At 57.0% G+C, this 25,849-nt stretch carries 26 protein-coding genes and 1 pseudogene; 13 read left to right on the plus strand and 14 right to left on the minus strand.

What is annotated here, in order from left to right; genetic code table 11:
• Positions 1-97 precede the first annotated feature (97 nt).
• Together HNEAP_RS10135 and HNEAP_RS10140 are read left to right on the plus strand one after the other, a co-directional pair.
• Positions 98-919: an outer membrane protein assembly factor BamD gene (locus HNEAP_RS10135; protein WP_012824888.1), complete on the plus strand. Its 822-nt coding sequence runs from the start codon at positions 98-100 to the stop codon at positions 917-919.
• Positions 920-1,007: 88 nt separating this feature from the next.
• The gene (locus HNEAP_RS10140) at positions 1,008-2,309 is read left to right on the plus strand and encodes an MFS transporter (RefSeq protein ID WP_012824889.1); all 1,302 of its coding nucleotides are present in this window, start codon (positions 1,008-1,010) and stop codon (positions 2,307-2,309) included.
• 57 nt (positions 2,310-2,366) lie between these two features.
• Here HNEAP_RS10140 and HNEAP_RS10145 read toward each other — a convergent pair whose 3' ends face one another.
• The 4 genes from HNEAP_RS10145 to HNEAP_RS10160 are packed head-to-tail and all read right to left on the minus strand — an operon-like array spanning position 2,367 to position 6,345.
• Entirely contained in the window at positions 2,367-3,134 is a 768-nt protein-coding gene (locus HNEAP_RS10145; RefSeq protein ID WP_012824890.1) for a DsbC family protein, read from the minus strand.
• A gap of 52 nt (positions 3,135-3,186) precedes the next feature.
• Positions 3,187-4,083, minus strand: a complete 897-nt coding sequence (gene xerD / locus HNEAP_RS10150; RefSeq protein ID WP_041600428.1) for a site-specific tyrosine recombinase XerD — start codon at positions 4,081-4,083, stop codon at positions 3,187-3,189.
• Between the two features lie 35 nt (positions 4,084-4,118).
• Complete coding sequence (locus HNEAP_RS12360) at positions 4,119-5,261, minus strand: VWA-like domain-containing protein (RefSeq protein WP_012824892.1); 1,143 nt, start codon at positions 5,259-5,261, stop codon at positions 4,119-4,121.
• Entirely contained in the window at positions 5,251-6,345 is a 1,095-nt protein-coding gene (locus tag HNEAP_RS10160; protein ID WP_012824893.1) for an AAA family ATPase, read from the minus strand. Before HNEAP_RS10160 ends, HNEAP_RS12360 begins: the two co-directional genes overlap by 11 nt.
• A gap of 197 nt (positions 6,346-6,542) precedes the next feature.
• Here HNEAP_RS10160 and acs point away from each other — a divergent pair, with 197 nt between their 5' ends.
• Together acs and HNEAP_RS10170 are read left to right on the plus strand one after the other, a co-directional pair.
• Positions 6,543-8,495, plus strand: coding sequence for an acetate--CoA ligase (gene acs, locus HNEAP_RS10165; protein ID WP_012824894.1), 1,953 nt, complete (start codon positions 6,543-6,545; stop codon positions 8,493-8,495).
• A gap of 80 nt (positions 8,496-8,575) precedes the next feature.
• Positions 8,576-9,286, plus strand: a complete 711-nt coding sequence (locus HNEAP_RS10170) for a cytochrome b/b6 domain-containing protein (RefSeq protein WP_012824895.1) — start codon at positions 8,576-8,578, stop codon at positions 9,284-9,286.
• A 259-nt stretch (positions 9,287-9,545) separates the two neighbouring features.
• Here HNEAP_RS10170 and rpsI read toward each other — a convergent pair whose 3' ends face one another.
• Together rpsI and rplM are read right to left on the minus strand one after the other, a co-directional pair.
• Positions 9,546-9,938, minus strand: coding sequence for a 30S ribosomal protein S9 (gene rpsI, locus HNEAP_RS10175; protein WP_012824896.1), 393 nt, complete (start codon positions 9,936-9,938; stop codon positions 9,546-9,548).
• A gap of 17 nt (positions 9,939-9,955) precedes the next feature.
• A complete protein-coding gene (rplM, locus tag HNEAP_RS10180; RefSeq protein WP_012824897.1) occupies positions 9,956-10,384 on the minus strand; it encodes a 50S ribosomal protein L13 in 429 nt (142 codons plus the stop codon).
• A gap of 326 nt (positions 10,385-10,710) precedes the next feature.
• Here rplM and HNEAP_RS10185 point away from each other — a divergent pair, with 326 nt between their 5' ends.
• Both HNEAP_RS10185 and HNEAP_RS10190 read left to right on the plus strand, forming a co-directional pair.
• Complete coding sequence (locus HNEAP_RS10185; protein WP_012824898.1) at positions 10,711-11,955, plus strand: (Fe-S)-binding protein; 1,245 nt, start codon at positions 10,711-10,713, stop codon at positions 11,953-11,955.
• A 9-nt stretch (positions 11,956-11,964) separates the two neighbouring features.
• Positions 11,965-12,324: a hypothetical protein gene (locus HNEAP_RS10190; protein ID WP_041600429.1), complete on the plus strand. Its 360-nt coding sequence runs from the start codon at positions 11,965-11,967 to the stop codon at positions 12,322-12,324.
• A 9-nt stretch (positions 12,325-12,333) separates the two neighbouring features.
• On the opposite strand, the gene HNEAP_RS10195 is transcribed toward HNEAP_RS10190, so the two are convergent.
• From HNEAP_RS10195 to trpD, 3 genes are read right to left on the minus strand one after another with little or no spacing between them, the layout of a single operon-like run.
• Complete coding sequence (locus HNEAP_RS10195; protein WP_012824900.1) at positions 12,334-12,750, minus strand: OsmC family protein; 417 nt, start codon at positions 12,748-12,750, stop codon at positions 12,334-12,336.
• Complete coding sequence (gene trpC, locus HNEAP_RS10200) at positions 12,747-13,556, minus strand: indole-3-glycerol phosphate synthase TrpC (RefSeq protein WP_012824901.1); 810 nt, start codon at positions 13,554-13,556, stop codon at positions 12,747-12,749. Before trpC ends, HNEAP_RS10195 begins: the two co-directional genes overlap by 4 nt.
• Positions 13,549-14,607: an anthranilate phosphoribosyltransferase gene (gene trpD, locus HNEAP_RS10205; protein ID WP_012824902.1), complete on the minus strand. Its 1,059-nt coding sequence runs from the start codon at positions 14,605-14,607 to the stop codon at positions 13,549-13,551. The genes trpC and trpD overlap by 8 nt, the downstream gene beginning before the upstream one ends.
• 310 nt (positions 14,608-14,917) lie before the next feature.
• Here trpD and glyQ point away from each other — a divergent pair, with 310 nt between their 5' ends.
• From glyQ to HNEAP_RS10220, 3 genes are read left to right on the plus strand one after another with little or no spacing between them, the layout of a single operon-like run.
• Positions 14,918-15,844 carry a glycine--tRNA ligase subunit alpha gene (gene glyQ / locus HNEAP_RS10210; protein ID WP_012824903.1) on the plus strand — a complete coding sequence of 309 codons (927 nt, stop codon included), beginning with the start codon at positions 14,918-14,920 and terminating at the stop codon, positions 15,842-15,844.
• 47 nt (positions 15,845-15,891) lie between these two features.
• Positions 15,892-17,970 (plus strand): glycine--tRNA ligase subunit beta, encoded by a 2,079-nt coding sequence (gene glyS / locus HNEAP_RS10215; RefSeq protein WP_012824904.1) that lies wholly within the window; start codon positions 15,892-15,894, stop codon positions 17,968-17,970.
• Positions 17,971-17,976: 6 nt separating this feature from the next.
• Positions 17,977-18,750, plus strand: coding sequence for a lysophospholipid acyltransferase family protein (locus tag HNEAP_RS10220; RefSeq protein ID WP_012824905.1), 774 nt, complete (start codon positions 17,977-17,979; stop codon positions 18,748-18,750).
• Here the strand turns inward: HNEAP_RS10220 and HNEAP_RS10225 are convergent.
• Positions 18,735-19,214 (minus strand): hypothetical protein, encoded by a 480-nt coding sequence (locus HNEAP_RS10225; RefSeq protein WP_012824906.1) that lies wholly within the window; start codon positions 19,212-19,214, stop codon positions 18,735-18,737. The two genes, HNEAP_RS10220 and HNEAP_RS10225, sit on opposite strands and share 16 nt — an antisense overlap.
• Before the next feature lie 166 nt (positions 19,215-19,380).
• Here HNEAP_RS10225 and HNEAP_RS10230 point away from each other — a divergent pair, with 166 nt between their 5' ends.
• Positions 19,381-20,091, plus strand: coding sequence for an MliC family protein (locus tag HNEAP_RS10230; protein ID WP_012824907.1), 711 nt, complete (start codon positions 19,381-19,383; stop codon positions 20,089-20,091).
• A 27-nt stretch (positions 20,092-20,118) separates the two neighbouring features.
• Here HNEAP_RS10230 and HNEAP_RS13120 read toward each other — a convergent pair.
• From HNEAP_RS13120 to HNEAP_RS10250, 4 genes and pseudogenes are all read right to left on the minus strand, one after another.
• A pseudogene (locus HNEAP_RS13120) lies at positions 20,119-20,616 on the minus strand (GlcG/HbpS family heme-binding protein).
• Between the two features lie 88 nt (positions 20,617-20,704).
• The gene (locus HNEAP_RS10240; RefSeq protein ID WP_012824908.1) at positions 20,705-21,247 is read right to left on the minus strand and encodes an rRNA large subunit pseudouridine synthase E; all 543 of its coding nucleotides are present in this window, start codon (positions 21,245-21,247) and stop codon (positions 20,705-20,707) included.
• 13 nt (positions 21,248-21,260) lie between these two features.
• Positions 21,261-22,235 (minus strand): 5'-3' exonuclease, encoded by a 975-nt coding sequence (locus tag HNEAP_RS10245; protein ID WP_012824909.1) that lies wholly within the window; start codon positions 22,233-22,235, stop codon positions 21,261-21,263.
• Complete coding sequence (locus tag HNEAP_RS10250; RefSeq protein ID WP_041600431.1) at positions 22,232-23,494, minus strand: malic enzyme-like NAD(P)-binding protein; 1,263 nt, start codon at positions 23,492-23,494, stop codon at positions 22,232-22,234. Before HNEAP_RS10250 ends, HNEAP_RS10245 begins: the two co-directional genes overlap by 4 nt.
• A 375-nt stretch (positions 23,495-23,869) precedes the next feature.
• Between HNEAP_RS10250 and HNEAP_RS10255 the strand changes: the two genes are divergently transcribed.
• The 3 genes from HNEAP_RS10255 (at position 23,870) to HNEAP_RS13125 (ending at position 25,742) form a co-directional block, all read left to right on the plus strand.
• A complete protein-coding gene (locus tag HNEAP_RS10255) occupies positions 23,870-24,184 on the plus strand; it encodes a chorismate mutase (protein WP_012824911.1) in 315 nt (104 codons plus the stop codon).
• Between the two features lie 190 nt (positions 24,185-24,374).
• Positions 24,375-25,409 (plus strand): OprO/OprP family phosphate-selective porin, encoded by a 1,035-nt coding sequence (locus tag HNEAP_RS10260; protein WP_155802524.1) that lies wholly within the window; start codon positions 24,375-24,377, stop codon positions 25,407-25,409.
• Between the two features lie 96 nt (positions 25,410-25,505).
• Complete coding sequence (locus tag HNEAP_RS13125) at positions 25,506-25,742, plus strand: LITAF-like zinc ribbon domain-containing protein (RefSeq protein ID WP_012824913.1); 237 nt, start codon at positions 25,506-25,508, stop codon at positions 25,740-25,742.
• Positions 25,743-25,849 lie beyond the last annotated feature (107 nt).

Genomic DNA, 25,849 nt, shown 5'->3' on the forward strand with positions numbered 1-25,849 from the left:
GAGTTGGTCAAGGCGGCTTGGTTTATGTGCGCTAATCTGCGAATATGGTGCGCTTAAATATACCCGCCACAGTTTCTAGATCAGGATTCACTCCAGTATGTCTGCCCAAGCCCCTTGGTATCAAGTATTCCTCAGTCAAAAACTCTACAGCGGCATTCTTCTGGCCGCTGCCATCGGCCTGACGAGCGGTTGCTCGTGGTTCTCAAAGAATTCCGATCAGGATCAGGCCGAACTCGCCGACCCGACGGTTTCTGCAGCCCAGCTTTACGATGAAGCCTCCAGCGCCATGCGCAGGGATGACTACGGCACAGCCATCAAGAAATTCGAAACCTTGGAAGGGCGCTACCCGTTTGGTGCCTACACCGAACAGGCGCAACTGGAAGTGGCCTACGCCTACTACAAATACAACGAGCCAGATTCTGCTATCGCGGCGGCCGATCGCTACATCCAGATTCACCCGCAGGGTAAAAACGTCGATTACGCGCTCTATATCAAAGGTCTGTCCAACATGGATCGCGGCGACTCTCTGATCAACAAGATCGCCAAACCAAACCTCGCTTATCGCGATCAAAGCATCCTGCACAACGCGTATGCGGCTTTTTCCGAGCTCGTCACTCGTTTCCCGGACAGCAAGTATGTCGATGATGCCAGTGTCCGCTTGATCAAGATTCGCAACGATCTGGCCGAACATGAAATCTACGTAGCGCGGTATTACATGAAACGCGGCGCTTGGTTAGCCGCAGCCAATCGCGCGCAAACCGCACTCAGCAAGTACAACGGCTCAACCTCAACCATCCCCGCGTTGGAAATCCTGATTTCCGCATACAAGAAGTTGGGGCTCAAAACAGAAGCTGCCGATGCGGAGCAAATTCTCAAAGCGACCCGCGCTGCCAACAAGATTCCTGCGCCCAAGGCCTGATCCGTTCCTGCAACGCCTCTAGCGGCCTTTGGTCGCTAACCATCCAGACACGAAAGATCTGAAACACCTAAGCCCCAAGGTTCCCGTCATGGACGAACGCGACGACACCCGCCCCAAGCTGCAAAACTCACCCAGAAAAGTCCTGTTTGCCAGCCTGATCGGCACCACCATCGAGTTTTTCGACTTTTATATCTACGCCACTGCCGCCGCTTTGGTGTTTCCAAAATTATTCTTCCCTGAATCGGACCCAACGACGGCCGTCCTACAATCACTGGCAACGTTTGCCATTGCCTTCTTTGCCCGACCGGTCGGCGCTGCCCTGTTCGGGCACTTCGGTGATCGCGTCGGCCGTAAAGCCACCCTGGTCGCCGCTCTGCTGACGATGGGGCTATCGACCGTGGCGATCGGCCTGCTCCCGACCTACGACAGCATTGGCGTCGTCGCCCCTACCCTACTTGCACTGTTTCGCTTCGGCCAGGGCTTGGGGCTGGGCGGCGAATGGGGTGGCGCGATCCTGCTGGCGACCGAAAACGCCCCGCCGGGAAAACGCGCCTGGTACGGCATGTTCCCTCAATTGGGCGCGCCGATTGGCTTCATTCTTTCCAGCGGCATCTTTCTGTTGCTGACCGCGTTTCTGACCGACCAACAATTTTTCGACTTCGGTTGGCGCATCCCTTTTCTTGCCAGCGCGGCACTGGTGATCGTGGGGTTGTACGTACGACTGAAAATCACCGAAACTCCTGCCTTTCAGGAAGTGGTTGAACACAACACACGGGTCAAAACACCGATTGCCACGGTGTTTAAAAGCCACTGGAAGCCCTTGATTGCAGGCACGGTCATTGCCTTGGCGACATTTGTGACCTTCTACCTGATGACTGTGTTTGCACTGACCTACGGCACGGCGAAAAACGGTTTGGGCTACAGTCGTGAAACCTTCCTGTTCGCCCAACTGTTTGCGGTCTTGTTTTTTGCGATCACCATTCCCGTTTCCAGCCTGATTGCGGATCGATTCGGTCGGCGTTTGACGCTGATCGTGATCACAATCGCGATCTTTTTGTTCGGCTTTGCGCTGGCCCCACTGTTCGGTTCCGGCAATCTGACGGGCGTTGTGGTGTTTCTGGTGCTTGGACTGGGACTGATGGGGCTGACCTACGGTCCGCTCGGCACACTTCTCTCTGAGCTGTTTCCGACAGCCGTGCGCTACACCGGCACATCAATGGCGTTCAACCTGTCCGGGATTTTCGGCGCCTCGCTCGCACCTTATGCGGCCACGTGGCTTGCCAGCCACTATGGGCTTAACTATGTGGGCTATTATCTCTCGGCCGCTGCCGCACTGACCTTGCTCGGCCTGCTCTCCATCAAGGAGACCAAGGATAAAACATTCCACTGAGCAGCAGGCGAGGGCGTTACTCCCACCCGCCAAAATCCCGAACACCTACCCGGGTACTTACTCGGTAGTAGTTTGTTCGGTAATCACGGGAATCAACATCGACGCCGGACGATAACCCGGCACCGCGCTGCCGTCCGGCAGGATTATATAGGGCGTACCACTCATGCCCAACTGCTCTGCCAATGCCATGTTCGCGTCGATCATGCTGTCCTTGCAGGCATCACCCGACAGGGGCTTGCGCGCCATCGCGATATCCACGTTCTTGATCTTGTCCTTGCTGCACATGATCTGCGAGGACTCGACATAGCCAGGCGAGCCCTTGCCCGCACGTGGCGTCAGGATGGTTTGAACTTCGATACCGGCTTTTTGCAGGGCCGGAATTTCACGATGCAATTTCTCGCAGAACGGGCAGGTCGGATCGGTCAGAATGGTGACCGTACCCTTTTTGGCGCCGTCGGCCGCAAAAATGACCTTGTGGTCTGTCGGCACGGTTTTAAGCAGCGCGACGCGCTCCTGATCACGGACTTTTTCGGTCAGATTGACCTGATTCTTGAGATCCAGCAGATTACCGGCGAACAGGTAGTGTCCGTCGGCAGTAACGTAGGCAATCTGCCCTTTGGAGACGATCTGGTAGATCCCTTTGATTGGGCTGGGTGCCACACTGTCGATTGGCAGTTGGGCCATCGATTGAGCCAACTCCTTGCGGATCGTCTGCTCATCGCTGGCCTGATCTGCCCGCGCCATCGAGACGGATGCCATGACGGTCGAGGTGGCCATCGCCCCAAAAAACAGAGCGCGGAAAGTCACGGAACGGGAAAAACTCATGTCAGATCACTCTAAATAAAAAACCAAGGTAAAAATCTGGAATCAGCATAGCTTATCCACGGGGATGATGCTGTGCGTGCAATGCTTTCAGACGCGTGGTCGCCACGTGGGTATAAATCTGCGTGGTCGATAGATCCGCATGCCCCAACAGCATCTGCAATACCCGCAAATCAGCCCCGTGGTTCAGCAAGTGAGTCGCAAAGGCATGACGCAGGGTATGCGGCGAAGGCAGCCGCGCCAAGCCAGCCGCTAGGGCGTGGTGCTTGATGCGGTACCAGAACGCCTGACGCGTCATGCCATCGCCGCGCTCGGTGACGAATACGTTCGCGGACTCACGCCGCCCCAGCAACCCTGACCGCGCCTCGCGAAGATAACGACTCAACCAGACGATCGCCTCATCGCCGATGGGCACCAATCGATCCTTGTTGCCTTTACCCGTTATACGCAACACGCCCTGCACGAGGTTAATCTGACCAAATTGCAGGCCGATGAGTTCCGTCACACGCAGGCCACTGGCATACAGCAACTCCAGCATCGCCCGATCCCGAAGCCCGATGGGCTCGGACACATCGGGCGCGGCAAGCAGGCGCTCAACCTCATTTTCCGAAAGCGCGTAGGGCAATGCACGCGGCAAACGGGGCGCTGCCAGGGCGGTGGTCGGATCATCCGTGCGTAGATTCTGCTGGCGCAACCAGCCGAAAAACCGCTTCAAGGATGAGCGCAAACGCGCGATTGATCGTGCCGATTGCCCGGAACTCATCCGCTCGCCAAGCAGCCGGGGCAAATCCTCTGCCGAGACTTCGTTTAGCCGCAAACCGGCACGCTGCCAGTCCAGTGCGGCCAGACGCAAATCGGAACGGTAGGCGCTCTGCGTATTTTTGCTCAAACCCTCTTCCAGCCAGAGCGCGTTGATGAATTCGTCGATCAGCCGTGCCGTATCATCATGCAAAACATGCTCATGAATTACATGGTGGGTTGGCGCACTCAATGTAAGCCCCCTCGATCAATCATCGGCAAGACTCGCCCAAAAGGCGGTGGCTGCACTGTCGCAGGCCGCCCCCGAGTAGTCCGCAACAGAGCTGACGGCACGAGCCAAAACACGGGGAAACGCGGCGCTTGCTCGGGATACTGCCCAATAAGATCGGTGCAATACACCAAGGCATCCACGCCTGAATCGCCATTCAATCGAGAAAACACCGGACGAAAATCTGTCCCGCCTCCGCCCGTTTCCGGCAATGTCAGCGCACCCGACAGGATCCGGTCGTCATGAATCCGGTTATCGCAGGTCAACAGGCGCAACTGAACATTCAGCTTCCCTCGGAGTTGTTCCGCGTCAAACAGAAATTGCCGCACCCAAGCCGGATCGATCGAACCACTGACATCCAGCGCCAACACCAGATTCAACCGTTTTCCCGCCAGGCGGGGCAAAATGAACGGCTCAACCTGCCGCCTCGACGGACGACCAAACTGCCAGCGTTGATAAACACGCGAGACAAGCCACAGCTCCAACACCGCGCGCCAGTCGGTCGAATCATCACGTTTTATAATCGCGCCCGCCGCGCCATTGAAACCAGAAGAGGATCGACCATCGGTGGATTGCCGCGCCGCCACCACCTTGGCGGCCTGCTGCGCATCGAAATCGGTCGGTTCATCAGAGTCATCCTCTGCAATGGACGATGTCATATCCCGAGATGCAGCTGCGTCCCGTAACGTGCTGCCCTCCGGCTCGGCGCGGGCCATGTAACTTTCACCCGGCTGGCTGAGCGGTACATCGGCCCAGATCCCGTGATGATCATCATGCCAACTGGCCGCATCAGGGGGCACACCCAGAGAAACCAGAAAATCGGTTACCTCGACATCAAGACGCGCGTCAACGGCAGCCGGATGCCAGCGCCACGTGCGATGCCCCAACGCTGCATGCGCCGCCAGGTGCAATAACGCATGGTGCAACTCCTGCGTGCTTGCTTGCACCAGCCAGTCCTGCCGAAGCACCACAATGCAGTCTGCCAGCCCGACTGCGCCCCCCTGCCGTACCACCACACAAGGTTCAGGCAGGGCACGGATCAAGGCGGGCCAACGAGCCGCCATCGCTCGGCGGGCCAGATGCCAACGGGTTTCATCCGGCACTTGGGGCTGCTCCAAACCCTTCGACAGGGGCCTTGGCACCGCGCACACTCACCCAGTTCGAAAAGGCGGGCTCGTCGAACAAGCGATCCCCTTCAATCTGATGCAATTGTTCGATCAAACTGAAACTGAGGCGATCATCCGGCAACTCAACCGCCAATTTCAACGCCTCGTCGATACGGATCCGTCCCTGATTCCGGGCAGTCAAAATGGCCCGGACCGCATCCATTTGCGCGGTTACATCGGTCAGTTGCGCCAGACTGCCCGGCTCATTCAACCAACCGGCGACCGAGAACCCATCTTGTTCGCCGCCACCAACAAATTCGGCCAATGCCGCAGCCGCCTCGCGCCCCACACAGGCCGCGACATGGATCAAGGTTGTTTCATCGAACCCGGAAGAACTCGACCGGGCGCGCCGTTTGATCACCCGATCGGCAAATACCCAACTGCGCGGGCTGGGGAACGCCTTGACCTCTGGTTCTGGAAGAAACCGCGCTAACCAGTGCGGTTGTTCGGCCATAAAATCCCGCAGCACAGGATCAATACCCTGCCGCGCAGCCCACGCCAGCCAGGCATCTACATCAGCCTGAAGTTCCACATGCATGAAGCGGTTGGCCAATGGCGCGGGCATGACATAGGTAATGCCCCGATCATCCAGGCGGTTGCCAGCGGCCACGATGCTCCAGCCTTCAGGCAGGCGGTAAGCGCCCAACCGTCGATCAAGAATCAATTGATAAGCCGCAGCAGCCACAGGCGGCGGTGCGGCATTGATTTCATCGAGAAACAACACGCCGTGCATGCCATCGCGGGCCTCATCCGGCAACTCATCCGGCGGTATCCAGCGGACCTTGCCGTTGTCGTGCAGGGGTATGCCGCGCAGGTCGGTGGGTTCGAGCTGGGAAAGCCGCAGGTCGATCAATGGATAACCCTGCACCGCCGCCGCATCGCGCACGAGATCGGATTTACCGATCCCCGGCGCGCCCCAGATCATCAAGGGCACCGCCCACTCTGGGGCAGTCAGTGTCTCGGATAGCAATTCGGCCAATGCGGGGGCATCGAGCGAGGGGACGGTTTGTTCAAAACTCATGGTCAAAACTCATGTTCAATAATCAGGGGTGACTCGCTCAAATCGGCTCGATTCTGGGGGTATCAAGGTAACCCCTGATAAGCCAACTATGGTCAATGAGGCCCGCATTTGGCAAAATTGCGGGTTCACTCATACAGGTCGCGTTGTTCGCAGCGGACCGATGCAGAAAGCCAGTCAAAGAAACTCAGGGGTATGTCATGAATAATCTCGAATCGATTCTAACGGAAAACAGGGTATTCCAACCCAACCCCGAGTTTGCAGCCCACGCACGAATTGGTTCTCTGGATGCCTACAACGCACTGGTCGCCGAAGCTCAAAACGATTACGAGGGCTTCTGGGCCCGTCAGGCCCGTGAATTTTTAACCTGGGATACGCCGTTCACCACCATTCTCGACGATTCGAATGCGCCGCACTATCGCTGGTTTACCGACGGCAAACTCAATGCATCAGTGAATTGCATCGACCGCCATCTGCCCGCCAAGGCACAGAAAGTTGCGATCATTGCCGAAGCGGACGACGGCAGCGTACGCGAAATCACCTATCAACAACTGCACGATGAAGTCGCCAAACTTGCCAATGGCATCAAATCGCTCGGCGTCACCAAAGGCGACCGTGTGATTATCTACATGCCGATGATCCCCGAGGCCAGCATCGCCATGCTCGCCTGCGCACGCATCGGCGCCATTCACTCGGTGGTATTTGGCGGCTTCTCGGCCGAAGCGCTGCGCGACCGGATCAACGATACGGGTGCTCGCTTGGTCATCACCGCCGACGGCGGCATGCGCGGCGGACGAACCGTGCCCCTCAAGTCTGCGGTCGACAAAGCGCTCGAAGCCGGATGTGCCAGCGTGGAGAAAGTCGTGGTATTCGAGCGCCTCGGCAATGCCGCGCTCAACGCCGGCACAGATGTCGCCTGGAGCGCACTTATTGCCGACAAGTCAACCACCTGCGACCCCGAAATGGTCGAGGCCGAACACCCGCTGTTCCTGTTATACACTTCCGGCTCCACCGGCAAGCCCAAGGGCGTACAGCACGCCACCGGCGGATTTCTTGTCAATGCTGCACTCACCAATGCCTGGGTTTTCGACCTGAACGACGACGATGTGTACTGGTGCACCGCCGATGTCGGCTGGATTACCGGCCACAGCTACGTCACCTACGGCCCGCTGGCACTTGGCGTTACTCAAGTCATGTTTGAGGGCATCCCCTCTTATCCAGATGGTGGCCGTTTTTGGCAGATGATCGAACGCCATAAAGTTTCCGTGTTCTACACCGCGCCGACTGCCATACGTGCCCTGATGAAGCTCGGCGATGACGTTCCGGCCAAGTCCGATCTTTCCAGCCTTCGCTTGCTCGGCACTGTGGGAGAACCCATCAACCCCGAGGCCTGGATGTGGTATCACCGCGTGATTGGCTCCGAGCGCTGCCCGATTGCCGACACCTGGTGGCAAACCGAAACCGGCGCCCACATGATCGCACCATTACCTGGCGCTATCGCAACCAAACCCGGCTCCTGTACGCGTCCTTTACCTGGAATCATCGCGGACATTGTCGATGACGAGGGTAACCCCGTGGGGCACAATCAGGGCGGGAATCTGGTCATCAAGAAGCCTTGGCCTTCGATGATCCGCACCATCTGGGGTGATGATGCCCGCTTCCAGCGCAGTTATTTTCCAGAAAAGCTCAAGGGTTATTACCTCGCCGGCGATTCGGCGCGCCGCGACGACGATGGCTACTTCTGGATCATGGGCCGTATCGATGACGTGCTGAACGTATCCGGCCATCGCCTCGGCACCATGGAAATCGAATCGGCGCTCGTGGCTCACCCGCTGGTGGCCGAGGCTGCCGTTGTCGGTAAACCGCATGATATTAAAGGTGAATCGATCGTCGCCTTCGTCGTCTGCAAAGGCGATCGTCCGGAGGGCGATGCCGCCGATGCCATGGTCAAAACCCTGCGCGACTGGGTTGCCGAGCAGATCGGCCCCATCGCCAAACCCGACGACATCCGATTTGGCGACAACCTGCCTAAAACCCGCTCGGGGAAAATCATGCGCCGGTTGTTGCGCGGCATCGCCATCGGCGAGTTGCCTCAGGGCGATGTATCGACACTTGAAAATCCGGCTATCCTAGAACAACTTCTCGGTAAATAACGTATAAAAAAAGGGAGTCGAACGGCTCCCTTTTATCATTGCATCCCGATCACAACCCCAAAGCACAGGAAGGTCTTGTCGTGTCTACCTCAGAAAACTCCGTCAGTCGCAAAGTCAAGGTTTGGGACCTCCCGACTCGTCTGTTTCACTGGTTGCTGGTCATCGGGGTGTTTGCCATGTGGCTGACCGCCGATGTACTGGACCGACTCGGACTGCATATGGCCATCGGTCTCGCCCTGCTCGGCCTGATTGTGTTCCGGCTTGTCTGGGGATTCATCGGCAGCGATACCGCTCGGTTTGCACAATTCGTGCGTCATCCGAGACATACGCTTGCGTATCTTAGAGGAGTAAATCGAGGCGTCTGGCTCGGGCACAATCCCTTGGGGGCATTGTCAGTGCTCGCCCTCATCTTCTCGGTAATGGTGCAACTGGTGACCGGCCTATTCGCCAATGATCAGATTTTCAATGAAGGACCGCTTTCAGATTACGTCTCCGAAAGCACGCAAGATCTCATGAGTCTGATTCACGGGATTAATTTTAACGTGTTACTGGGCTTGATTGCGCTCCACTTGCTGGCGATTGCCTTCCATCAATTCAAAAAGCACGAGCCGTTGGTTCAAGCCATGATTACCGGCAAACGCGCGCTTCAACCCGATGAAACGGTGCAAAACCAAAACTTACGCTTTGCGGGCTGGTTTGCCTTTGTTATCGCCGCCCTTATCGGCGTCGGCGTCTGGTACCTGATGAGCTACCACGCATCAATGGTTGCGGGCTGGCTGGGGCTGCATTGAAACCACGCCAATAATTTGCCAGCGGGCACATCTTGCCCGAAGACTTTTTAACAAATCACCCGTTCAGTCGCCTTAAGCATAATCGAAGCATCAGCGTCCAACGAGCACAACTGGCAGCGTCGCTATTCGAATCGAATAATGCAGAAATGCCTGGACTGAAACAGACTGACGTAAACGCAACCCGATAGTAGTAAGCATAAAAAAACCCGCCACAATGGGCGGGTTTTTCGCGGGCCCGGCAAGCGGGCTCTGCGGACAATTAACGCTTGGAGAACTGAACCGCGCGGCGAGCTTTACGCAGGCCGACTTTCTTACGTTCCACTTCACGCGCATCACGGGTCACAAATCCAGCAGTACGCAGCTTGCCGCGGAAGCTTTCATCGTACTCCATCAACGCACGGGTCAGACCGTGACGAATCGCACCTGACTGACCGCTGGGGCCGCCACCGGCTACGGTGCAGAACACATCGAAGCGGTCGCCCACTTCGAGCAGTTCCAAAGGCTGACGAACGACCATGCGTGCCGTTTCACGACCGAAGAAGTCTTCGATGGTTTTACCGTTGATGGTGATCGTGCCGTTACCAGGACGAAGAAAAACCCGTGCCGCAGATGTTTTGCGACGACCGGTACCGTAATTTTGGGTGACTGCCATGACTGATGATTCTCCGATCAGATATCAAGCGGTTTAGGTTGCTGCGCCGCGTGGTTGTGCTCGCCGCCGGCATAAACTTTAAGTTTGCGGAACATGTCGCGACCCAACGGGTTCTTGGGCAACATGCCTTTGACGGCCATTTCGATAACACGCTCAGGCGCACGATCGATCATTTTCTCGAACGTGAAGTGCTTCATGTTACCGATGAAGCCGGTATGGAAGTGGTACATCTTGTCTTGTGCTTTGTTGCCGGTGACTTTGACGTCTTTCGCGTTCACGATAATGATGTAATCGCCGGTATCCACGTGCGGCGTGAACTCAGCTTTATGCTTGCCACGCAGACGACGCGCCACTTCAGTCGCCAAGCGTCCGAGGGTTTTGCCTGATGCGTCGATCACGAACCAGTCGCGCTTGACTTCTGCCGACTTGGCGGAAAATGTTTTCATTTATATAGCTCCCAAAGAAGCGAAAAGAGTGCCGAAAAACGGACATTAATTCAAAGAGGCGGCGATTCTAGCGAAACAAGTCGCCGCTGACAAGTGATTCTGATGCCGAGTTCGACATTTGGTAACGAACCCAATTTCTTCCGACAAATTTTCCGGACAAAAAAAGAGCCGGCGCAAGGGCCGGCAACAAGAACCACCAAAGGAAATCAGCAATTAACGGTATTAGAATAAACTAAAATACTAAGGAATTGCAAATATATTTCACACCGTTCTTTCGACCGGCCTCCCGGCTTGCCTAGAACAGTGCCGCATGGTTTGATGCGCGCATGGACACGCCAACCCATTCCACCAATCGCTCACCCGTAAAGATGCGCATCAAACACCATGCGCTCGACTGCGTGATGTGCGGCATCTGCGTCCCCCACTGCCCCACCTTTGCCCTGTCTCAGAATGAAGCGGACGGCCCGCGCGGACGCATCAGTCTCGCACTCGGTTTGGCGGGCGGCACACTCGCGCTTGATGCGGGCGTAGTGGCGCATCTCGATGGCTGCCTGACCTGCCGTGCCTGCGAATCGGTTTGCCCCTCGCTCGTGCGCTATGGCGGACTCATCGACGAGGTTCGCGATGCGCTGGCGCACGATGAATTCGAACCGGCCGCAGCCAATGCACGACCGCGAGCCGCCTCAAGACGCTGGATTTGGCTGCGCCACTATGTATTGAGTCAGCGACAGGTCTTCGGCGCAATTTGGACTGCACTCTTCTTGCTGGAGCGATTAAAGCTTGCCCCCATGATGCGTCGCTTTGGCGGTCGAATGGGGCAAATCCTGCCGCCCGCACTTCCCCGGCGATTCCGTCCGAGTGCCATCAAAAGCCCCTCCCCCGCGCCAGAAGCCGCAACCAAAACCGTTGGGCTTTTTATCGGCTGCACGGGCGAGGCGTTAAACAGCGATGCCGTGCGCGCCAGCATCAAGGTGCTCAGCGCCCTGGGTTATACGGTGGAAATTCCTACCGCTCAAGTTTGCTGCGGCGCCATGCACCAGCACGGCGGCGACATCTTTGAGGCAACCCGTCTGCGTGCGGCAAACCGCACGGCTTTTACCAACGGGAACCTAAGCGCTATCGTTGCCATCGGCACCGCCTGCGCGGGCGAACTTCAACGAGAACCAAGTGATGTACCTTTTATGGAAATCACGGATTTTCTCGCCCAAGTTCCTGCTGACCGATGGCCCCAGTTGCAACCGATCCCGGCGCGCGCAGCCATTCATTTGCCTTGCAGCCAGACTCGCGTGCTTAAACAACCGCACAGCACCGAGCAACTGCTGGAAAGAATCCCTGCGCTGAATCGCGTACCACTGGCCACCAATGACCGCTGCTGTGGGGCGGCCGGAATGCATGTATTAATGTATCCCGATCAGGCCGATGCCCTACGCGCGCCAAAACTTGAAGAAGTGAAGCATCTAAAGCCGGATTTTGTGGTTTCGGCCAATATTGGCTGCGCGACGCACATCGCCGTCGGCCTGGGCACAGCAGTTCTGCACCCGGTGGAATTAATTGCAAATTCAATTGGATAGGTTTTCGCATTGAGCAAGTCATTCTCACCAAACCGAATCCCAGCCAGAGAAAGAGTGATAAACACGCTCTTTTCAGTGTTCTTATTATCCTATGGGAGTTATGGAATCTGGTTTAACGACCTGTACATTCCAATACCCAGCAAACATGGCCACAACACAGGTATTCATCTGCATGATTTATCCGCATGGGTAATGTATGGCGCATTCATTAGCGCCAGCCTTGTCATGCTGGCGGTAGTTTTTGATCACTACGACAAACGTGACAATGAAATCAACTACAAACGAATTGCAGATTTGTTTCGCGTCATTGGTTGGAATTTTTTTAGTCTCTCGCTGATGATCGCTTTCATCCAGTTTCTTCAGCGTTAGCCTCGCGCTTCAGCTTTTAATCTCAAAGTCATAGGTGATATCCACGCTGCCTTTCAGCATCGCCGAGACGGAACAATATTTCTCTGCTGAGAGTTTCACGGCACGTTCGACTTGTTTCGGATCAAGGCCCGAACCCTTGACGACGTAGTGCACATGAATCTTGGTGAACACCTTGGGTGCGGCTACATCCGCGCGTTCGGCATCGAGCTCGATCCAGCAGTCTTCGACCGGCTGGCGTTGTTTGCCCAGAATGACCATCACGTCGATGGCGGTGCAGCCGCCCAACCCCATCAGCACCATTTCCATGGGCCGCGCGCCCAGATTGCGCCCGCCGATTTCCGGCGAGCCATCGAGCATGATGCCGTGCCCGCTATCGGATTCAGCCATGAATGCCATGCCTTCGACCCATTTCACCCGTGCTTTCATTTGCTTGTTCCTCCAAAAAGATGGTGCAGCGCCGCGCCCGGATCGTCGGCGCGCATGAATGCTTCGCCGATCAGGAAAGCATGCACATCGTTCTTCCGCATCCGCTCGACATCGGCTGGTGAGAGGATGCCGCTTTCGGTGACGACCAGAATGTCCGGTGGAATCTGGCTCAACAATCCGAGCGTGGTATCGAGCGTGACGTCAAACGTGCGCAGATCGCGGTTATTGATGCCCACCATGTCAATACCCAGAGCCAGAGCACGCTGCAGCTCGTTGGCGTCATGCACTTCAACCAGCACATCCATGCCCAGATCAGTGGCTTGCTGATGCAAGGCGCCCATTTCGAGATCGCTCAATGCGGCAACGATCAGCAAAATGCAATCGGCACCCAGCGCACGCGCTTCGACCACCTGATATTCATCGACCATGAAGTCCTTTCGCAGCACCGGCAACCGGCAGGCCGCGCGGGCTTCGCGCAGGTAGTCCTCATTGCCTTGAAAAAAATCATGATCGGTCAGCACGGACAAACAGGCGGCACCCCCTGCTTCGTATTGCCGAGCAATTTCGGCTGGGTGGAACGGGTCGCGCAGCACGCCCCGGCTGGGGGAGGCTTTTTTCACTTCGGCGATAACTGCCGGTTGCCCCGCAGCAATTTTTCGGCGCAATGCCGCGACAAAACCGCGCGGCGCATCCGCCTCACGAGCCAACAGTGCCAGCTCTGTCACCGGGAGAAGCGCACTGCGCTCGGCCACTTCGGCCCATTTTCTGGCGATGATTTTTTTCAGAATGTCGGGTGTATCAGTCATGTGTGGAATTCCGGCAGGCCTGTGTTTTGGCGATCAGGGCATCGAGTTTAGCCAGCGCTGCACCGGTTTGAAGAATCGACTGCGCACGGGCAATGCCCGCTGCCAACGTCTCGGTCAGATCGGCAGCGTAAATCGCCGAACCGGCATTCAGCGCAATCATATCGGCAACGGCACCCACAGTGCCGCCCAGGGCGGCTCGAATCAGCGCAACGCTTTGCGCGGGCCCATCCACCACCATGGATGCCAATGGTTGACGCTGGATACCGAATTGCTCCGGCGTGATCTGGTAACGATGGATTTTGCCTTCATGCAGTTCGGCCACTTCGGTCGCCTCAGCGAGGCTGATTTCATCCAATCCATCATGACTGTGCACCACCAGAACATGACGGGCGCCTAACAAGCGCATCACGGCGGCCAGTGGTTCGAGCCACTGCTCGGCATACACACCCAGCACCATCGACGGCGCATTGGCCGGATTGGTAAGCGGCCCGAGCACGTTGAACAGCGTGCGCACGCCCAGCTCCTTTCGTGGCACGGCGGCATGACGCATCGAACCGTGGTGTTTGGGCGCGAACATAAAGCCCACACCCAATTCACGCACACAGTCGGCCACGCAATCGGCGGACACATCCAGCGCCACACCTGCGGCTTCGAGCATGTCGGCGCTGCCGGATTTGCTCGTAATGGATCGATTGCCGTGCTTGGCGACGTGCCCGCCCGCCGCGGCGACCACAAAGCCCGAAGCCGTCGATACGTTAAATAAAGCCGAGCCATCTCCCCCCGTGCCCACAATATCCACAAGGTTTGGCACATCGACGCGCACGCCGACGGCCAGCTCGCGCATCACTTCGGCGGCGGCGGTGATTTCATCCACGGTTTCGCCTTTCATGCGCAGCGCAACCATGAAACCGGCCACTTGGACCGGGGTCGCTCCGCCGGACATAATCTGGCGCATCACGGCACGCATGTCTTCACGCGAGAGGTCGCGCCGGTCAACGGCAAGCGCGATCGCTTGGCTGATATTGAGTTCTTGGTCGAGTTGTTGTTCCATTGCCGGGTCCGCGCCTGTGGCGCCCAAAGGATGAATTCAAAATTGAAAGAGACCGAAAATACCACGCCACGCCCCGTTTGCGCCACCGATGACCGACTAATTTCAGTATACTGGGAGCCTGTCGGGCTTTAGAGAAACCGGCTGCAAATCCATCTGAACGGCTCATATTTCACCGCTTTTTTGGGCAATAGAACCCACTATTACTCTGCAAAAGCGGCAAAATCTGCCCTCGCCCAGCTGGATTTTCGCTACGATTCCTAAAGTCCGACAGGCTCCTAGCCGCCATTTACCCGCCTTCGATGAGCCAGTTATGCCGATTAAAATGAACACCCATCACGATTTATCTACGTTTCAGGGCTTGATTCTCGCCCTGTCCGAGTTTTGGGCGAATCAGGGCTGTGCCGTGCTGCAACCTTTGGATATCGAGGTCGGCGCGGGCACGTTTCACCCGGCGACATTCCTGCGGGCGATTGGCCCGGAGCCGTGGCGAGCCGCTTACGTGCAACCTTCCCGCCGCCCGACCGATGGCCGTTATGGCGAAAACCCAAACCGTTTGCAGCACTACTATCAGTTTCAGGTGCTGCTCAAACCCTCGCCAGATAACATCCAGCAACTCTACCTCGACTCGCTCGCCCTGCTGGGCTTCGACCCGCTCACGCACGATATTCGCTTCGTGGAAGATAACTGGGAATCACCCACGCTCGGTGCCTGGGGCTTGGGTTGGGAAGTGTGGCTCAACGGCATGGAAGTGACGCAATTCACCTATTTCCAGCAGATAGGCGGGCTCGATTGCCGCCCGGTTTCCGGCGAAATCACCTATGGTCTCGAACGCCTGGCCATGTACATGCAAGGCGTACAGAGCGTGTACGATTTGGTGTGGAGCAAGAGCGAGGCGGGCATCATCACCTACGGCGACGTGTACCACCAAAACGAAGTCGAGCAATCGACCTACAACTTTGAACACGCGGACACCGCCTTTTTGTTCAAGGTGTTCGATCAGGCAGAGCGCGAATCGCTGCGGCTGGTGGAGCTCGGCTTGCCCCTGCCTGCCTACGAACAGGTACTCAAGGCCTCGCACGCCTTCAACCTGCTGGACGCGCGCCGCGCCATTTCCGTCACCGAACGCCAACGCTTTATTCTGCGCGTACGCACGCTCGCCCGTGGCGTGGCCGAAACCTACTATGCCCGTCGTGAGGCTTTGGGCTTCCCGATGCTGGCGCGCAACGCCACGGCTTAATCAATCACGGCTTACTCAAGAGTTTCGCTTTTCTGGACTATCCATTTATGACTGATCGCGCCGATTTTTTATTCGAACTGGGCACCGAAGAGCTGCCCCCCAAAGCGCTGCTTCGCTTGAGTAACGCCCTGACCGAAGAACTGCTGACCGCGCTGCGCGAAGCGGGCCTGGCTTTCGGCACGCATCAAAGCTATGCCGCACCCCGCCGACTGGCCGTGCTTATTCGCGAAGTTGCTGCCAGCACGCCGGAGCAGGCCGTTGAGCGCAAGGGCCCGGCACTGGCAAGCGCTTTCGATGCAGAAGGCAAACCCAGCCGTGCACTGGAAGGCTTCGCCCGCTCCTGCGGCGTGACAGTGGATGCACTCGAAAAAATCGAAACCGATAAGGGCACGTGGCTTGTGCACCGCCACACCCAGCCGGGCAAAACTGCCGCCGAGATCATCCCCGTCGCCATTGCCCGCGCATTAGACAAGTTGCCCACGCCCAAGCGGATGCGCTGGGGCAGCCACGAGGTGGAATTTATCCGCCCAGTGCATTGGGCGGTTGCCCTGCACGGCAACACAGTGATCGATACCGAGATTTTGGGCGTGAAAGCCGGAAAAGAAACCTTCGGCCATCGCTTCCATCACCCGGCGGCCATCACCATCGAATCACCCGCCAGCTATGCAGACGTGCTGGAGAAAAAAGGCTTTGTACTTGCCGATTTCGCGGCGCGGCGAAGCAAAATTCAGGCACAAATTGAAGCCATCGCCCGCGATCTGGGCGGTACGGCACGCGTGGATGATGATCTGCTCGATGAAGTAACCGCACTGGTCGAATGGCCGGTCGCCGTGGCAGGCAAATTTGAGGAATCCTTCCTTCAAGTGCCGCACGAGGCGCTGATTTCCACCATGCAGGGCAACCAGAAATACTTCCCGCTGGTCGATGTGCAAAATCGCCTACTGCCGTGGTTTATCACCATCGCCAATATCGACAGCAAGAATCCCGCTGCGGTGCGCGAAGGCAACGAGCGCGTGATTCGTCCGCGTTTCTCCGATGCGCTGTTCTTCTGGAATGAAGACCGTAAGCACACGCTGGAATCGCATCTGGAATCGCTCAAAACCGTGATTTTCCAGCAGCGCATGGGCAGTTTGTTCGACAAGACCATCCGCGTTGAACGACTCGCCGAGTTCATTGCCGCGCAAATCGGTGGCGACGTCGCCCAGACGCGACGTGCCGCCCGCCTGTGCAAATGTGACCTGCAAAGCCACATGGTGGGTGAATTCCCCGAGCTGCAAGGCATTATGGGGCGGTACCTTGCAGCAAACGATGGCGAACCCGCGGCCGTGGCGCAAGCGCAGGACGATTACTACCTGCCGCGCCGCGCCGGTGATTCGCTGCCCGGTGATGCCGTATCCCAAGCCGTCGCCCTGGCCGATAGGCTCGATACCCTGATGGGGATTTTCGCCATCGGCCAAGCACCCACGGGCGCGAAAGACCCGTTCGCCCTGCGTCGTGCGGCGCTGGGCGTGCTGCGCATCATCGTCGAGCAACGACTCGATCTGGATCTCAAATCCCTACTGGAACAGGCGGCCAAAGGGCTGGTTTCAGTCATTCCCGAAGCGCCCGGCCATGTTCAGGCCGTGTTTGAATTCATCACCGAACGGCAATACCGTTATAGCCTCGACCGCGCCATCCGCGCCGATGTGTTCGCGGCTGTTGCCGCCGTGGGCACCACGCATCCACTGGATTTTGAGCAGCGCATGGTGGCCGTCAACGAATTTCTGAATCTGCCAGAATCCGAGCCGCTTACTGCCGGAAACAAGCGCATCCAGAACATCCTGAAAAAACAGGAACAGCCGGTCGATGGTCTGATTCAAGCCGATCTTTTGCAGGAATCGGCCGAAAAGGCATTATTTGAAGCCGTTACCAAAATGACGCCGCGCATCACCGCAGCTACCGCGGCCCGTGCCTACACCGACGCGCTCACGGAGCTGGCCCAGCTGCGGGCACCGATCGACCGCTTCTTCGATGAGGTCATGGTTATGGCGGACGACGCGGCCATTCGACACAATCGCTTGGCGCTGCTGCAACAGACCGGCGCTTTGTTCTTGAGCATTGCCGATCTGGCGCAACTTAACGGCTAGTTTTCGATGAAACAGACCATTGCCTTTATCCGCTCAACGCTCTTTCTGGCCACCAGCTACGTGGCGCTGGTGGTGTATGTGCCGGTCATGGTGTTCGGTTGGTTGCTACCTAAAAATCGGCGCTACTACGTGCTGTTCAGCTACGGGTACTTTGTATTTTGGCTTCTGCGCGTCATCGTGGGGCTGCGCTGGCAGATTGAGGGACGAGAGCATCTTGCCGGTCAACCGGGGCGGCTGATCGTCTCAAAACATCAATCCACCTGGGATTCGATGATCCTGCCCCAGTTGCTGCATCAACCCGCATTTGTGCTGAAGAAGGAATTGCTCTGGATACCGATTTTCGGGACGGGGCTGGCGGGCATGGGGCCCATCGCCATTGATCGCAAGGCCGGAACGCAATCACTCAAGCAGATCATCAAACAGGGCAAGGCGGCCATGGAACAGGGCCGCGACGTGATTATCTTCCCCGAAGGAACCCGGTACAGCCCGGACGCTGAACCCAGTTACAAGATCGGTGCGGCGATGCTCGCGCTCCAGGCCAAGGCAGATGTAATCCCCATTGCGCTCAATAGCGGGTGCCACTGGAAAAAAGGCCAGTTTCTGAAATTTCCCGGCACCATTCATGTTGTGATTGGGCAGCCTATCCCCGTTGCAGGGAAGAAAGCCGACGCGCTGACCGAAGAAATCAAGCAATGGATCGAAGGCCAGCAGCAAAGGCTGTATCGTCAGTACGGCTGCCCCAATACGGGTATTGCCGCCGAGCGTCACTCCGACCGATAAGCCGCCAGCACCCATTCAGGGGCGGGGCTGGGGTGTTGAGAAGCATCAAACCCCCGCTCGACAAATTGGTGCAACGTCTGATCATGACAATGAATCAATTCGATCAACTTGGGATCTTCCGCCGTCAACTCCGCCTCGACACCGTTGTCTATGTTCCGGTAGGTCATGGAAATCTGCTCACGGTATTCGAACAGGGCGCTGAATAAAGGATCCCACGACCGGATTGCACGCCCCATCCCAAAGCGATGCTTCATCCCTTCGACATGTTCCTGAATAACGCGCACCAGCTCAGGGTTCTCGCTCGTTGTCTGCACGCGAATGCCGTTGGGAAGACGTACGCTGTGCCGATGCAGCTGCTGATGAGCACGCAATAGCTGCTGGAACAGGGCTTGATCGTGCCGATGCGCCTCGTCAGAGCCGCGCCCATGACGATAGACATGCGTGTGTTCTTGTGAATCGCTCATGGTTTATTTTTTATGCCTATTAAATTAGTTTATTTCTAGCATAATAATCAAAGCAGCCATAAAAAACTACGGCCGATTGTCGCCTTGCGACAACCAAGACCCGATCTTGAGCAATATCCAGTGTCCCAAGGTACAATCAGACTGAAATTTTTCCTCGGGAACCCTCATGCCGCTCATTAACTCTGCCATGCGCTCGAAGCCGTCCCGAACCCTTGGTTCGTTTGTCCGAATGATTTTGTTGGCTGGTGCACTCCTCGGTCTCAACGGTTGTGCATCTCTCCCCTTCTTCGGCAGCTCGCCGGCGACGACAACCAGCGATACCGTCTTTACCGGCCAACTCAGCTACTCGGCTCGGATTGCCCTGCCCGTAAAGAGCACGGCCGTCATCAAGCTTTATGATGGCATCCGCCCCGAAGAATTGATCACCGAAGAACAGATTCCACTTCAGGGCAAACAAGTGCCCATCGACTTCAGCCTCCACATCGGCAAGGGATTGCTGATGCTGAACCATCCATACCTGTTACACACTTATTTGGTCGCGAACGACCGCATCGAATGGTTTTCCGAACCGATCACCGTGACCCCTGAGAAGCAGCAACTGGGCACGATCAAGCTCAAATTGTTCAACGACCAAGGCATTACCACCAAGATGGTGTGCGGTAAAACGCCCGTCACCCTCACCAATCGGGGCGATGTCATCTCGATGCAAATAGAAGGTGAGAACATCGTCCTGCGTCCGGCTGTCTCCGCCTCCGGCGCGCGTTATTTTGCCCAGAACGATCCGGATACGGTTTTCTGGTCGAAAGGCGATAAGGCAACCATCACCGTGCACGGCCAAGAACTGCCCGAATGCCAGACGCTGCCTGATTCGCCGTAATAGATTCGCGGCAGCAGTCCGGTCCATTCAAGGCAGATCGAGTCGCCCGACAAACGCCTGCACGGCGGCCTTGGCACAGGCTTCGTCCTTGTCGCCGCCAGGCGCGCCACTCACACCCAGCGCACCGATCAAGGTGCCCGCAGAATCGATCCGCACGCCGCCGTCGAGCATCAGAATCCCATCCACATGATCCATTTCCATCCGAATGTCCTGGCGATTGCGTCGGAACACGCTGGAATCCACACCCGAAAGAATGACCGAACGTGCCTTGTCGGTGGCGACCTGAATTGTGAACCGATTCGCATCCGTACCGCGCATCACCACTTACGGATCACCCGCACGATCCACCACGACGGCACTAACGTTGTAGCCCCGCTCCTGACACACATTGACCGCTTTCTCGGCGATCTTCGCCGCGAGCGGCATGCCCAGTCGTTTAACCGTGACCACATCACCCGGATCGGCGAATGCCGCGCCCGTCAGCGATGTCAGTAAAAGACCCAGAATCGATGCCGTTGAGGACATTCGACGATAGCTGCGTGCAGCACGACCTTGCCTGTTTAAAAATAGGAACATCAGGGGCGTCCTCCTGCTTTGATTGATTGGAAGTTGATCAAGGCTCGATCAAAAGCCATTGACCAGGCTGCAATGAACCTAGATTGTGACTACCGACCGCAACGCGGATCAGGCGAAGCGTCGGGAAACCGACCGCTGCTGTCATCCGGCGTACTTGGCGGTTTTTGCCTTCGGTAATTGTCAATTCGATCCAGCTTGTCGGGATGTTTTTTCGCACGCGAATGGGCGGCGTTCTCGGCCACAGCCAGTCGGGTTCGGGCACGACATGCGCCTCGGCGGGACGGGTTTTGCCGTCTTTGAGCACCACACCAGCCCGTAATTGGGCCAGTGCTTGCGCTGTGACGTCGCCATCGACCTGCGCCAGATAGGTTTTGGGTTGTTTGGCATCGGGTTGCGTGAGCTGCGCCTGCAAACGCCCATCATCGGTCAAAAGCAACAAGCCTTCACTGTCCCGATCCAACCGCCCAGCCGCATACACATTTGGCTGATCAATATAATCGGCCAATGTGCCCGCCGCAGAACCGGGTTCCACTGTGAACTGCGAGAGAACATCGAAAGGTTTGTTGAACGCAATCAACATGTGATATTGGCCGTCAGGCGGCAGCCGATTGCGCCGCAGAGACCCGAGGCAGGCGTTCCCATCGGGCAATTCGGTACTCGTCCACGCCCGCCGCACGCAGCAATTGGGGTAGGTTATCCCGGATGCCTTGCCACGGGGCTGGTGTGTGTTCTATCGGCAGAGTACAGACAATGCCCGTAAGCTGACGCGACAGGCGCACCAAGGATTCGTGCTCTGCCAGCAATTTTTGCACGCGCGGCGCGCCGCGAAATTTCATGCCGTACACAGCGGCAAGATTCGCGTAGATGCCATCAATCGTGCCGTGTTTCTTCAGCAGATTCCCGGCAATGCGCGGGCCGATGCCGGGCACACCGGGAATGTTATCGGATACATCGCCCGTCAGCGCCAGCCAATCGGCGATTTGCTGCGGTTTCACGCCAAAGTGCCGCTCCACATCACCATACGCCAGCACCTTCTGGCGCATCGGGTTGAACCAGCGATCATCCGGGCCGAGCAGTTGGGCCAGATCCTTATCGCCGGTGATGATGGTGACGGCACGGTTGCGTTTGCGCAGGCGTTGGACCAGCGTGCCGATCACGTCGTCGGCTTCATAGCCCGGATGATCGATAGCGCAGAGGCCCGCCGCTTCGGCCAGGGCGCGACAACGCGGCAATTGCGCGGTCAGTTCCGCAGGTGCGGGCGGACGATGGGCTTTGTACGCCGGATAGATGGTTTGCCTGAAGCTGCGATTACACGGCGCATCGAAGGTGCAGACGATCACTGGGCCGTGCTCGGCATGAGGCGTCACCGATGGTTGGATGTTTTGGTCGAACACCGATTCAAGCAGGGTCAACAGGGCATCAGCAAATCCCTGCAACGCACCGACCGGCTGATCATCGGCATCGACCAGCGTCTTTTCTGCGCCATGCCATGCCCGCCAGATTTGGGCATGAGAATCGATCAACCAGGCGCGGCTTGGGGCGGCGGATGGGGCGATCGATTCGCTCATACGGTCGTTACCCGGGGATACGGTCGATAAGCGGTTCTGGCCACGCCATCTCGCTCGGCGGCGGCGGCCACCGCCGCGGGCAGCCGCTCGATCAGGCGCGGGTCGAAGGGCTTGGGCAGAATATATTCGGCGCCGAAGGTCAAACTGTCGAGGTTGTATGCGGCCAACACGCTCTGGGGCACGGGCTCGCGCGCCAGGGCCGCCAGCGCCTCGACGCAGGCGATTTTCATGTTCGCGGTAATGCGCGAGGCACGGCAATCGAGCGTGCCCCGAAAAATGAACGGGAACGCCAACACGTTGTTCACCTGATTGGGATAATCACTGCGCCCCGTCGCCATAATCAGATCATCACGCACGCTGTGCGCCAATTCCGGGCGGATTTCCGGATCCGGATTGGCCAGCGCAAACACTACCGGTTGATCGGCCATGCTGCTTAACATCTCGGCACTCAGCAGGTTCGGCGCGGAAAGGCCAATAAATACATCGGCACCACGCAAGGCGTCTTCAAGTGTGCGGTCATCGGTATCGGCCACTACGGCGGCATGGTGTTCCGGCAGATCGGTCAAGCCGCTGTGCAACACGCCGACTTTATCCACCACGCGCAGTTGCTCGCGATTGAGCCCCATTTCCAGCAACAGGCGCAAGGTTGCCGTACCGGCGGCACCCGCGCCCACCAGCACCAAGCGAATGTCTTCGAGTTTTTTGTTCTGAATATGCAAGGCATTGACCAAACCAGCGGCAATAATAATCGCCGTGCCGTGCTGATCGTCGTGGAAGACGGGGATATCCATCGCTTCGATCAACGCGGCCTCGATCTCGAAACAACGCGGAGCGGAAATATCCTCCAGATTGATGCCGCCGAAGCTCGCCCCCAGACGACGCACCGTATCAATCAATTCCATTGGCTCCTGTGTTTCCACTTCAAGGTCAATCGCGTCGATGTTCGCGAATTTTTTGAACAGCAGCGCCTTGCCCTCCATCACCGGCTTGCTCGCCAGCGCGCCGAGATTGCCCAGTCCTAAAATGGCCGAACCATCGGAAATGACGGCCACGAGGTTGCCCTTGTTGGTATAGCGATAGGCATCATCCGGATTGGCCGCAATGGCACGAACCGGTTCAGCCACGCCGGGGGAATAGGCCAGCGCCAGGTCGCGCGCCGATTGCGCGGGCTTGGTGATGGCCGTTGCGGTTTTACCCGGCACGGGAAACTCATGGTAATCGAGGGCGGCTTGGCGGGAATCGGGCGGAGGGTTAGACATGGCTACAGATTCAGGTGAAGGTGTTTTGACCCGAACATTATGCCACGTAAAGAATGCCCCAGTGCCAGTCAAAAGGGAGGGAACCTCAACAGGCCGCCCAAACGCAGCCACCGCGTCCAAATACAAGCCGCTTCCATGCCAACACAATAGCGCCGAACATGAATCGCGGCACATACCCAATCCAACAATTTTGGCGGGTGCCGATTAAATTCTTGACGATTCATCCGCGAAATATTAGGCTGCCTAATTGAACAAGACAGGAGATAAAAAGCATGAAAAACGGACAGTTACATCAAATAAAAATTGATTGGTTGGCAAACTCAGCCAATTATCATGCTGTCTAAATTACGTTAGGGTTTACAAAAGGAGTACATTTTGAGTAGCGCAGTCAATTGCACTTCCATTGAAGAAGTTCGCTCGAACATCGACCGCATTGATCGTCAGATTGTCGCCCTTCTGGCTGAACGTGGAAGCTTTGTGAAGCAAGCGGCTCGGTTCAAGAAAACCACGGACGACGTAAAAGCGCCTCAACGCGTCGAACAGGTTATTGCCAAGGTTACAGCGCTATCGCAAGAGCTGGGCGCAAACCCCTCCGTTACAGAGCAGGTTTACCGTGCAATGATTTCGGGTTTCATTAACGCGGAGTTGACTGAACATGCAGCACTCAATACCGATGGGGCCAAACCCTAACATGGCGTTCGAGAGGGACGCGCCAAAAGCGGCGCGCCCCTCAACTCTACGTTAGGCCGCATACGAGGGTTCACGTGAACATGGGAAGGACGCAAGCAAACGCAGCCCGGAACTGGTCACGAGGAACGTGTTGAAGGCGGGCCTCTTGGGCTTCGTTGCGGTTTGCCTTGGAGCGACCTCATGGCAGGCCATGGCAGCCCAGGTCGTGCCATCTGGCCGCCTGGATCTGGACTACGCCGCCCCCAACTCCGACACGCGGTCGCTGCACAGCAACGCTATCGTCCGCCGCGCCGAGCTGGACTTCGAGGTCAATTTCAACGACGACTGGGCCTTCAAGACCAGCAACGACTTCGCCAGAGCCAAAGGCGGAAAACTCAAGAACTCGATCCAAAACTTGATCCTGACATACAAAGGCTGGCGGACGGGCGACATTTCCGCGGGTCAGTTCAAGGTTCCGTTCGGCCTCGACAATCTGACCAGTTCCAAGTACACCATGGCGATCGAACGCTCGCTGCCTACCACCGGCCTCGTGCCGTCCCGCCATCTGGGTATCGGGTTCAGCAGGAACCGCAAGCATTATACCTTCTCGGTGATGGCGTTCGGACCTTCCATTGACTACGACAAGGGCAATGGCATCGGTGCACGCTACACCTTCGCCCCCATCGACTCGGGAAACAAGCTGTTGCACGTGGGCGTTTCGTTCGTGAGCGAGGAGCCGACTGGCAGCGTGAAATTCAAAACGAATCCCGAGTCCAAACCGACCGAAGTCGATTTTGTGGATACGGGCAAACTCGGCGACGTCAGTCGGATCAATCGTCTCGGGTTGGAAATGGCCTATCAAATCGGCCCGTTCACGACCCAGATGGAATGGATGCGAACCGCCGTCAACCGGCAACACCATCCCAATGTAGCTTTCGGTGGCTGGTATGTTGAAGGCAGCTGGATGTTCGGGGGTGGGTCGCGCCGTTACAAGTACGGGAAGTTCGTGAGTCCGACACTCGGCAAGCCCTATGGCACTTGGGAGTTGACGGCACGCTACAGCCATCTCGACCTCAACGATGCGAGCGTGCAAGGTGGCCGGGAAAACAACCTCACCCTGGGACTGAACTGGTACCTCAACAGCCATGGGCGGCTCATGTTCAACTACATCAAAGTGCACTCTGATCGCCAAGGTGCCGCCGATAACCCCGATATCTTCTTAGTGCAGACTCAGTTCTTTTTCTAACAAAATGCGCCTGCGGCCTAACAACTCGGTCAACCGGACGCAAATCCCGCTACGCGGTCTTTGCGCCGGTTACCTCGGGCGTTAGGAGAAAGGAATATGGCATTCGCATTGTGGGCAAAACAAATTAAATGCCCGAACTGTAATTACGAAGGGAAAGCGCAGATCAAAGGTTCTGGTTGTGGTCTTTGGCTGCTTTTTCTCATTTTGTTTTTTGTTTCATTTCTATTTTGGCCGTTATTCCTAGTTGCTGGCATCATGTTTCTATGGTTATTGTTAAAGCCAGCTGATCAAATATGTCCAAAATGCAAGTTTGCAAACCCAATACCAAAATAAAGAATTGCCTAACAAGGCAAATGCACTCGGACGGCAAAAAGCACCGCTCGTTCCTCGCTTTGCTTTTGCCGCCAGTGTTTTGCGGCGTTAGAGAAAAGAAAAGTAAG

Origin of the sequence: Halothiobacillus neapolitanus c2, from assembly GCF_000024765.1 — a bacterium.
Taxonomy (GTDB): Bacteria; Pseudomonadota; Gammaproteobacteria; order Halothiobacillales; family Halothiobacillaceae; genus Halothiobacillus; species Halothiobacillus neapolitanus.